We start from the raw sequence: 10,203 nt of genomic DNA on the forward strand, positions 1-10,203 counted from the left end.
CACGGCCCACCAGCTAAAACAGGCACTCAGGTTTTCCTGGGTGCCTTTTTCTTTGTCCATTCCTCGGCTGCGATCGGGCGCACGGTCGACAGTTCGGGCATGGAAGAAGCATTACGCGGATGCACAATCCGGCATCGAACACTTATCGGCCGGCGATCTGCGCGCTCGTCTTTTACTTATTCCCCCAACTCGCATAGCGAATTTGATCGCTCAGCCGTGAAGGGTGGCGGATAAGCTTGATTTATATGATAAATAGCTAGGCATTCTGCCGCGTGCGCCTGTCGACGCGGGGTTTGAATGCTAACGGTAAGGGGTTGTCGTGCGTTTGCCTAACATTGCACTGCTGAGCCTGGCTCTATTCTTCGTGGCGACCATTACGGTTGCCGATGCAGCACCGATGACGACGCTTGATCGCCACGGCGCATGGGTAAGCATCGAGGCTTATGGCCCGAACGTCATCCACGTAACGATCGCTGCCGACAAAGCCGAGGCCTTGAAGGGGCCGGGTTACGGCATTATCGCCGACCATGCCGACAATTCGGCTTTCCATCAAACCAGCGATCAGAATGGAGACAGCTTTGCGTCCCCGGATTTGACCTTGCACGTCGATGCCGCGCCGCCGCCGCATACGCCGGGCGTGATGGAGCGATATTTTCTTTCCACCCTGGCGCCGGTCCGCTTGCAGGTCAAGAATGCCAAGGGCGAAACCATCGTCAATATGACCGGCTGGGAAATGTCGCCGCATCAAGTGGCAGGCGAAGCGACCTATCAGGTGGGCGCTACGTTTTCGGCGCCGGCCGACGAGCACTACTACGGCATGGGCCAGAACCAGGATAGCCTTGGTCCGCTGGATCTGCGGGGGCGCGTGATCGATTGCCAGCACTGGTATGACGCGCCGAGTGGCGAGACGGTCTGCGTGCCCTTCATGGTGTCGTCCAAGGGGTACGGCATCATTTGGGACAACCCGTCCGACACGCGCTTCGTCGCCGGCATTCGTGGCCGCACCAGTTTTCAGTCAAAGGTGGGTGAGCGCGTCAGTTTCTTTGTCGTCACGGGCAACACGCCGGAAGACATCTATTCGGCTTATGCGCGGGTAACCGGCAAGACGCCGATTCCGCCCAAAGCTGCTTTCGGTCTGATCCAGTCCAAGGCGCGTTATGCCAGTCAGGCGGAGGTGTTGCGTGTCGCGCGCACGTATCGAGAAAAGCATTACCCGCTCGATATCATGGTCGTGGACTGGTTCTACTGGACGCATATGGGCCAGCTGGATATCAATCCAGCCGAGTTTCCCGATCCCGATGGCATGAACAAGCAGCTTCATGACATGGGCATGAAGTCGATCATATCGATCTGGCCGCGGTTTGAACGCGCCAGTCGTTATTTCAAGGAGCTCGATGCCAAGGGGTATTTCCTGAAGGACAAGGACGGCAAGACGGTCGACGGCCTGCCGTTTCGTTCGGATCGCGCAGGCGCCTTGATCGACTCGACCAACCCTGCCGCGCGCAAGTGGTATTGGGAGCATGCGCGCGACAACATCCTGTCGCATGGCTTCGACTATCCGTGGCTGGATGAAACCGAGCCGGATCTGGTGCCGGACGGCTATTTCTATTCGATCGGCTCAGGCGACCGCTATCACAATGTCTATCCATTGCTGCACGTCGAAGGCGTAGCGCAGGGTATGCGCGCATGGAAGCCCAACCAACGTGTATTGATTCTTTCCCGCGCCGCCTATTTGGGCTCGCAGCGCACGGGCGCGCTGTTCTGGTCGTCGGATATCGACCCAACCTGGGAAGCGCTGCAGCGCCAGATTCCCACCGGTCTGAACATGACCGCCTCCGGTATCGCCTATTGGGGCAATGACATCGGCGGTTGGCAGTATCTGCCGCAAACAACCAGCGCCACCAAACCGCCGCTACTCGATCCATCGGATGCGCGCGACGTGGTAGGGCAGAACAATGATTACCCGGAACTGCTTACGCGCTGGTTCGAATACGGCACGTTCCTGCCCACGCTGCGTTTGCATGGCGACCGCAAGCACACGGAGATCTGGGCCTTTGGCCATCAGGCCGAAGCGATCATGGCGAAGTACGATGTGCTTCGCTACCGGCTGATTCCCTACATCTACAGCCAGGCCAAGAAAACCTACGACACCGGTGCGCCTTTCATGCGGCCGTTGTGGATGGATTTCCCGAACGATCCCAACGTTGCCAATATCGGCACGCAATACATGTTTGGACCGGCTTTTTTGGTGGCGCCCGTTACCGAGCAAGGCCAGACTGAAAAAGATGTCTATCTGCCGGCTGGGAGCGACTGGTACAACTTCTGGACGAACGAAAAACTGAGCGGCGGACGCTGGGTCAAGGTGTCAGCGCCCATCGACCAGATTCCCGTCTTCGTCCGCGCGGGTTCGATCGTGCCGCTGGGTTCTGACATTCAATCGACGGCATCAAAGCAGTCCATTGTCGAAATCCGTGTGTATCCGGGCAAGGATGGCGATTTTGCCCTGTATGAAGACGACGGTACGTCATACGGCTATGAAGCGGGCAAGAGCACGACAATCCGGTTGCATTGGAATGAGGCATCGGGCGTTTTGAGCGCCACCGGCGGCGGAGATGCCTTCGACAAGGCAGTCCCCGGGCTGGCCAAGGTGATTGGCAGGTAAAACGCGAAGGCCAGGCGAGCAACACTGCTTGGCCTTGTACATACAAGGGGCGAAGGTGGCGCAGCCAGATGCACCCGCCTGGCTGCGGCGGGTGTTGCGGTGCGAAAAACCCCGAGAACGATCGCCCGCGCTTGTGCTGGGCCGTCGCAGAACCGTAAAATGGGTCTCTTTGGCGCAAGGTCGCCATCGCCCCAGGTCGCGGCAGGGCAGGCATTCGACGGTCTTGAGTAGGCCCAAGAAAGTCATTGAGAATCCGCAGCTTGCAATCCGGCGAACGATGCGAAAGTGGCGGAACTGGTAGACGCACTGGATTTAGGTTCCAGCGGGTAACCCCCGTAAGGGTTCGAGTCCCTTCTTTCGCACCACCCGAACCTTGAGCCTGATTGTTACGGGCGGCGAGCCGCCTCGGCGCCGGTACGGGCCATTACAGGACATTCCAGGAGACGTCATGCAGTTTTCAGTTGAAAACGTCGGCAAGCTCGAGCGCAAGCTCACGGTCAAATTTCCGGCAGAGCGCTTTGAATCGCAAGTCAGCGCGCGCATCACCGAGATGAGCCGCACGGTACGGCTGAAAGGCTTCCGTCCGGGCAAGGTCCCCGCCAACGTGATCCAGCAGCGCTTTGGCGCGCAGGTGCGTGGCGAAGTGCTCTCCGACCTCATCAGCAGCACGCTGCGCGAGGCGTTCGAGAAGGAAAACCTGCGCCCCGTCGCCAACCCTGCCATCGACACCACCGGGCAGCCGGAAAATGGCGAGATCGCCTACACGGCCACCTTCGAGGTGATGCCGGAATTCCCGGAAATCGATGTTGCCGCGCTGGAAGTCAGCCGCCCGGTGGCGGAAGTCACTGAGGCAGACGTCGAAAAGATGATCGAAACCCTGCGCCAGCAGCGCCGCAGCTTCGACGAAGTCGAGCGCGCATCCGCAGAAGGCGATTTCGTGATGTTCGAGTACGACGCCGTGGCGGACGATTACCGCTTCCCGACCGAGGGCCAGGAGCGCGCCGGCAGCGTGCTGGGCTCCGGTACGCTGTTCAAGGCGCTGGACAGCGCGCTCACCGGCCGCAAGGCAGGCGAGACGTTTGAGAGCGACATTGAGTTCCCGGCTGATTTCCGCAACGAGCAGCTTGCCGGTAAGACCGCCAAGGTGAACTTCAAGATCGTAAAGGTGCAGGAACCCAAGCTGCCGGAAGTTGACGCCGAATTCATCACGCTGTTCGGTATCACCGACGGCGACATGGAGCACTTCCGCAAGGAAGTGCGGGCCAATCTGGAGCGCGAACTCAAGGCCGCCTTGATGGGCCGGCTGAAGTCCCAGGTGGCCGAAAAGCTCGCCCAGACACATAGCGATCTGGAAGTGCCAAATCTGATGGTGCAGGGCGAAGCGCGCAACCTGGCGGCTGCCAGCGTACCGCGTGGCCAACAGCCCCCGCAGCAGCTGGTCGACGCCGCCCTGCCAGCTGCCCGTCTGCGTGTCATCGCCGGTCTTCTGATGGGCGAGATCGCGCGCAAGAACGAACTCAAGCTTGACCGGATGCGCCTGGCCGAGCAGCTTGCTGCCATCGCCTCGACCTACGAAGAGCCGGAAAAGGTCATTGAACTCTACAATGGCGATCCCCAGTTGATGTCCGGGCTGCAAAACCGCGTCATGGAAGATCAGGTGGCCGAGTGGGTGGCCGAGCACGCCAAGACCACCGTGCAGAACCTGAGCTTCGACGAAGTGATGCGCCCGGTCGGCGCCTGAGACGATTCGTTCAGGCCCGACGAGTTCACCAGCGCGCAGTAAAGCGCCTTTTCGCACTTTCTGCGTGACCGGTTCGATACCTCTTCGAACGCGGCAGCGCGAATCGGGCACATACCGAATGGGCCGGATTCGCAGCTGGTTTTCGTTGGCTTTGCTAGCGGATGGAATGACCAACTGCTAGTCTGGCTGGAGCATACGAATCGTTACCCAGTCCCCCTTTTCGGAGAGCCGCACGCATGGCCATGGACCCGATCCAGAACCTCAACCTGGTGCCGATCGTCGTCGAGCAAACCGCTCGCGGCGAACGTTCGTATGACATTTACTCGCGCCTGCTGAAAGAGCGGGTGATCTTCCTGGTCGGCGAGGTGAACGATCAGGTGGCCAATCTGCTGGTGGCGCAGATGCTGTTCCTTGAATCGGAGAATCCCGATAAGGACATCCATCTGTACATCAACAGCCCCGGCGGTGCCGTCACCGCAGGCCTGGCGATCTACGACACCATGCAATTCATCAAGCCCGACGTCAGCACGATGTGCGTTGGGCAGGCCTGCAGTGCGGCTTCGCTGCTGCTGATGGCCGGCGCCAAGGGCAAGCGCTATTCGTTGCCCAATTCGCGCGTGATGATTCACCAGCCCTCGGGTGGGGCACGCGGCCAGGCGACCGATATCGAAATTCAGGCGCAGGAAATCCTGTATCTGCGCCGCCGACTGAACGACATTTACGTTCACCATACCGGCCAGTCGCTCGATAGGATCGAACGTGATATGGAGCGTGATCGCTTCATGAGCGCCGAGCAGGCCAGGGAATACGGCCTGATCGACGCCGTTCTGGACCGTCGCGCCGTCGAAACGGTCAAGTCGGCCTGATTCCAGCCGATCTCCATCACACAACTGGGGTTCCGGGTCCGGGTGCGGACTCGGAACCCTGTGTTATTCTCGACCCGTACCGGGATTTTCTAGCAGGATCAAACGAATGACTGACGAGCGGCAGGGCCGTTCCAACGACAGCGGCAAGATTCTTTATTGCTCCTTCTGCGGCAAGAGCCAGCACGAAGTGCGCAAGCTGATCGCGGGTCCATCCGTGTTCATCTGCGACGAGTGCGTGGAGCTGTGCAACGACATCATCCGCGAGGAGCTGGAAGAGAAGGCCGCCTCCGGGCGCAGCCAGCTACCCAAGCCCAAGGAGATCATGGAGACCCTCGACCAATACGTGGTCGGGCAGACGCGCGCCAAGAAAGCGCTGGCCGTCGCGGTCTACAATCACTACAAGCGGATGGAATCGCGCCAGCGCAGCGATGACGTCGAGCTGGGCAAATCCAACATTCTCCTCATCGGCCCGACCGGCTCGGGCAAGACGCTGCTGGCGGAAACGCTGGCGCGCCTGCTCAATGTGCCGTTCACGATCGCCGATGCCACCACGCTGACCGAAGCCGGCTATGTCGGCGAGGACGTGGAAAACATTATCCAAAAGCTGTTGCAGAAGTGCGACTACGATGTGGAGAAGGCGCAGTCGGGCATCGTCTATATCGACGAGATCGACAAGATTTCGCGCAAGAGCGAGAACCCCTCCATCACGCGCGACGTCTCCGGGGAAGGTGTGCAGCAGGCACTGCTCAAGCTCATCGAGGGCACGCTGGCTTCCGTACCGCCGCAGGGCGGCCGCAAGCATCCGCAGCAGGAGTTCCTGCAGGTCGACACCAAGAACATACTGTTCATCTGCGGTGGTGCGTTTGCGGGTCTGGAAAAGGTCATCCAGCAGCGTTCTGAAACCACTGGTATCGGCTTCTCCGCTGAAGTGCGATCGAAAGAACGTACGGAAAATCTCGGCAAAGTGTTGGCCGAGGTGGAGCCGGCCGACTTGGTGCGGTTTGGGCTGATTCCGGAATTCGTCGGCCGTTTGCCGGTCGTCGCAACGCTGGATGAGCTTGACGAACCCGCCTTGGTGAAGATCCTCACCGAGCCGCGCAACGCCGTTACCAAGCAGTTCCGCAAGCTGTTCGAAATGGAAGGTGTGGAGCTGGAGTTTCGCCCGGAAGCGTTGGAGGCGATTGCCCGCAAGGCACTCAAGCGCAAGACGGGTGCACGCGGTCTGCGCACGATTCTCGAGCAGGTGCTGCTGGACACCATGTACGAGTTGCCCTCGCTGGAACATGTCAGCAAGGTTGTGGTGGATGACGCTGTCATCGAGGGCCAGGCCGAGCCTTATCTGATCTATCGCGGCAACTTGCAGCAACAGGCTCGCATCGGTAGTGAAAAGAGCGGCGACGCTGCCGCCTGATCGCTGCAGTACGAGGTTAAACAACGGCTTCGGCGGTCTTCCGTCGGGGCCGTTTTTTTTCGTTATGCGGCTACCACTTGTGTGAATCCCACATTGCCTCCACTTGACGAGTCAGTGGCCTCGGCGCAGTGTCGGGGTCGTCAGCCGCGATGGTGCAGGATGTGCCAAGCGAGTTCGGGCTTACCCCGGCCGGCTGATGCCGTAAGGGCGGCCTGGATGGCTGCTCAAGGTTTCCATCTTTTTTCGCGAGAGATTCCCTGCGATGGCAAAAAGTGCCGCAATCCCCACCGCTACTGGCGCCGCCCTGGACGTACTGCCGGTGCTTCCGCTGCGTGATGTGGTCGTGTACCCGCACATGGTGATTCCGCTGTTTGTGGGGCGCGACAAATCCATGCGTGCGCTTGAGCGCGCGATGGAGGGCGAACGTCAGATTCTGCTGGTCGCGCAGAAGAGCCCGGATATCGACGATCCGGCCATCAAGGACCTGCATCAGGTCGGCACGCTCGCCGGCGTGTTGCAATTGCTGAAACTTCCCGATGGCACGGTGAAAGTGTTGGTCGAGGGCCAGGCACGCGTGTCTGTTGAGGAGTACCTCGACGAAAGTGGGATGCTCGTTGCGCGCTCGCGCGTCATCGAGCCCGTGTACAGCATCAAGGATCGCGAACTGGATGTGGTCTCGCGCACGCTGGTGTCGCTGTTCGAGCAATTGGTAAAGCAAAGCCGCAAGCTGCCGCCTGAAGTGCTGGCGACTCTGTCGGGTATTGATGATCCTTCGCGCTTGGCCGACTCCATCGCCTTGCATCTCTCCGTGCGCATGGCCGACAAGCAGAAGGTGCTGGAAACCGCCGATGTGGCTCAGCGCCTTGAATTGCTGATCGGCCTGGTCGATGGCGAAATCGATCTGCAGCAGGTGGAAAAGCGCATCCGCGGCCGCGTGAAGTCGCAGATGGAAAAGAGTCAGCGCGAGTACTACCTCAACGAGCAGATGAAGGCGATCCAGAAGGAACTGGGCGAGGGCGAAGAAGGCCCGAACGAAATCGAGGAGTTGCAGAAGAAGATTGAGGACGCCGGCATGCCCAAGCCCGTCCTGGCAAAGGCCCGCCAGGAGTTCGGCAAGCTGCGGCAGATGTCGCCGATGTCGGCGGAAGCCACTGTGGTGCGCAACTACCTCGATTGGCTGATTGGCGTGCCCTGGAAGAAGCGCAGCAAGGTGCGCAAAGACCTCGCGCTCGCGCAGCAAGTGTTGGATGCCGACCATTTCGGCCTGGAGCGGGTCAAGGAGCGAATTCTCGAGTACCTCGCAGTGCAACAGCGCGTCAGCGCCATGAAGGGCCCAATCTTGTGCCTGGTGGGTCCCCCCGGTGTGGGCAAGACCTCGCTCGGTCAATCGATTGCCAAGGCGACCAACCGCAAGTTCGTTCGCATGAGCCTGGGTGGCGTGCGCGATGAAGCGGAAATTCGCGGTCACCGCCGCACCTACATTGGTTCGATGCCTGGCCGCATCGTGCAGAACATGAACAAGGTCGGCAGCAAAAACCCACTGTTCGTGTTGGACGAAATCGACAAGATGTCGATGGATTTTCGTGGCGATCCGTCGTCGGCGCTGTTGGAAGTACTCGATCCAGAGCAGAACCACACGTTCAACGATCACTATCTGGAAGTCGATCTCGATCTTTCCGAAGTGATGTGGATCGCCACGGCGAACTCGCTGAACATCCCAGGTCCCTTGCTGGACCGCATGGAAGTCATTCGTATCCCGGGTTACACCGAGGACGAAAAACTCGCCATCGCGCAGAAGTACCTGCTGCCCAAGCAGATCAAAGCCAATGGCCTGAAGCCTGACGAAGTCGTGGTAGATGAAGAAGCGGTGCGTGACATCGTGCGTTACTACACACGTGAATCGGGCGTACGTAATCTTGAGCGTGAGATTTCCAAGATCTGCCGCAAGGTGGTCAAGCAGCTTACGTTGGGCGAACTGAAGGGCGGCGCCGAACCTGCCAAGGCCAAGAAGAAAAAGGCCGAGGTCGTCGTGCCCGGCCAGGTCCGGGTGAATTCCGAGAACCTTGAGAAATATCTCGGTGTGCGCCGCTTCGATTTCGGCCGCAAGGAACTACAAAACGAAGTCGGGCTGGTCACCGGTCTGGCGTGGACGCAGGTCGGCGGCGATCTACTGAGCATCGAAGCATCGATCGTGCCGGGCAAGGGACGCCAGGTGCACACCGGCCAGCTTGGCGACGTCATGAAGGAGTCGATCCAGGCCGCACTGTCGGTGGTGCGCGCGCGTGCCAACCAGCTGGGTATTGATCCGGATTTCCACGAGAAATTCGACCTGCACATCCACGTGCCGGAAGGCGCCACGCCGAAGGATGGTCCGAGTGCAGGCATCGCGATGTGTACGGCGCTCGTATCGGCGTTGACCAAGGTACCGGTGCGTTCCGAAGTAGCGATGACCGGTGAAATCACGCTACGTGGTCGCGTGCTGCCGATCGGTGGCCTGAAGGAAAAACTGCTGGCAGCGCATCGCGGGGGCATTACCACCGTGGTCATTCCGGACGAGAACCGCAAGGACCTGGCCGACATTCCGGAAAACATTACCAGTTCGCTGGATATCCATCCGGTGCGCTGGATCGACGAAGTGCTCGATATCGCGCTTGAGCATCCGCTGCAGCCGCTGCCTGCCAAGGAGCCTGCCGGTGCTGACGCGACCGCCACCGCCACGGAAGCGGTGCCGCACGAGGATGGCGCCGAAACACCCGTGCGACCGCATTGATACGGCTCATTCGAAGGTGTTTTGCGATGGGCGACACGTTCCGCGTGTCGCCCATTTCGCATCGCGGCATAACACAGCTGGATCGCTTTTGCATAGCGGTTCCATGTAAGTAAATGCCGCGCCTGAACCTCCGCAATGCGTTGGTATAGCTTGTATTGCGGACCCTTAGGGGCGCTGGTATAAAGTCTCACCTCATCCTGACGTCTCACCTGATGCACAGTGATGCGGGTCTGCGTGGCAGCGCCCAGCACGAATCCGACTTCTTACCCGCCAAGTCCCCAAGTCCCAACCTTTCCGCGGGCCGAATACCTGTTTACGGAGTAACTCAATGAACAAAACCGATCTGATCAATGCCGTCGCCGAAAAAGCCGAACTCACCAAGGCTGATGCGGGCCGTGCACTCGAAGCGTTTTTCGAGACCGTGCAAAAAGCACTGCAAAACGGCGACGACGTAGCGGTCGTCGGCTTTGGTACCTTCACCGTACGCAGCCGTGCTGCCCGTACCGGCCGCAACCCCCGTACGAACGAGGAAATCAAGATCGCCGCGTCCAAGGTTCCGGCATTCAAGGCTGGAAAGACGCTCAAGGACGCCCTAAACTAAGCGGCCCGCTAGGGTCCGGGTGCTTAGCTCAGCGGTAGAGCGTCGCCCTTACAAGGCGAGGGTCGGGGGTTCGAAACCCTCAGCACCCACCAATACCGCGGTGCGTAACATCTCCGCAGGAAGTCCGGCCCTAGACCCGCCGGACTTTTGGG

At 59.8% G+C, this 10,203-nt stretch carries 7 protein-coding genes and 2 tRNA genes; all 9 read left to right on the forward strand.

Annotated features, from left to right (window positions below; genetic code table 11):
- Positions 1-220: hypothetical protein (locus VMA74_RS13390; protein WP_325367742.1), on the forward strand; the 220-nt coding region annotated here is incomplete at its 5' end.
- 99 nt (positions 221-319) lie between these two features.
- Positions 320-2,662, forward strand: a complete 2,343-nt coding sequence (locus VMA74_RS13395) for a glycoside hydrolase family 31 protein (protein WP_325367744.1) — start codon at positions 320-322, stop codon at positions 2,660-2,662.
- Positions 2,663-2,941: 279 nt separating this feature from the next.
- Positions 2,942-3,027, forward strand: a tRNA-Leu gene (locus VMA74_RS13400).
- An 83-nt stretch (positions 3,028-3,110) separates the two neighbouring features.
- The gene (tig, locus tag VMA74_RS13405; protein ID WP_325367756.1) at positions 3,111-4,403 is read left to right on the forward strand and encodes a trigger factor; all 1,293 of its coding nucleotides are present in this window, start codon (positions 3,111-3,113) and stop codon (positions 4,401-4,403) included.
- 236 nt (positions 4,404-4,639) lie between these two features.
- Complete coding sequence (gene clpP, locus VMA74_RS13410; protein ID WP_325367746.1) at positions 4,640-5,269, forward strand: ATP-dependent Clp endopeptidase proteolytic subunit ClpP; 630 nt, start codon at positions 4,640-4,642, stop codon at positions 5,267-5,269.
- Between the two features lie 106 nt (positions 5,270-5,375).
- On the forward strand, positions 5,376-6,680 hold the full coding sequence (gene clpX, locus VMA74_RS13415) for an ATP-dependent Clp protease ATP-binding subunit ClpX (RefSeq protein WP_325367748.1): 1,305 nt from the start codon (positions 5,376-5,378) through the stop codon (positions 6,678-6,680).
- Between the two features lie 262 nt (positions 6,681-6,942).
- Positions 6,943-9,450, forward strand: a complete 2,508-nt coding sequence (gene lon / locus VMA74_RS13420; RefSeq protein ID WP_325367750.1) for an endopeptidase La — start codon at positions 6,943-6,945, stop codon at positions 9,448-9,450.
- Positions 9,451-9,778: 328 nt separating this feature from the next.
- Positions 9,779-10,051 carry an HU family DNA-binding protein gene (locus tag VMA74_RS13425; RefSeq protein ID WP_284323064.1) on the forward strand — a complete coding sequence of 91 codons (273 nt, stop codon included), beginning with the start codon at positions 9,779-9,781 and terminating at the stop codon, positions 10,049-10,051.
- A gap of 17 nt (positions 10,052-10,068) precedes the next feature.
- A tRNA-Val gene (locus tag VMA74_RS13430) sits at positions 10,069-10,143 on the forward strand.
- Positions 10,144-10,203 lie beyond the last annotated feature (60 nt).

The sequence above is a fragment of the Dyella sp. genome, assembly GCF_035508675.1.
In the GTDB taxonomy this organism is placed as follows: domain Bacteria; phylum Pseudomonadota; class Gammaproteobacteria; order Xanthomonadales; family Rhodanobacteraceae; genus Dyella_B.

Coding starts and splice junctions, on each gene's coding strand:
- clpX (WP_325367748.1), top strand. CDS start 5,376: ATGACTGACGAGCGGCAGGGCCGTTCCAACGACAGCGGCAAGATTCTT.
- clpP (WP_325367746.1), top strand. CDS start 4,640: ATGGCCATGGACCCGATCCAGAACCTCAACCTGGTGCCGATCGTCGTC.
- tig (WP_325367756.1), top strand. CDS start 3,111: ATGCAGTTTTCAGTTGAAAACGTCGGCAAGCTCGAGCGCAAGCTCACG.
- VMA74_RS13425 (WP_284323064.1), top strand. CDS start 9,779: ATGAACAAAACCGATCTGATCAATGCCGTCGCCGAAAAAGCCGAACTC.
- lon (WP_325367750.1), top strand. CDS start 6,943: ATGGCAAAAAGTGCCGCAATCCCCACCGCTACTGGCGCCGCCCTGGAC.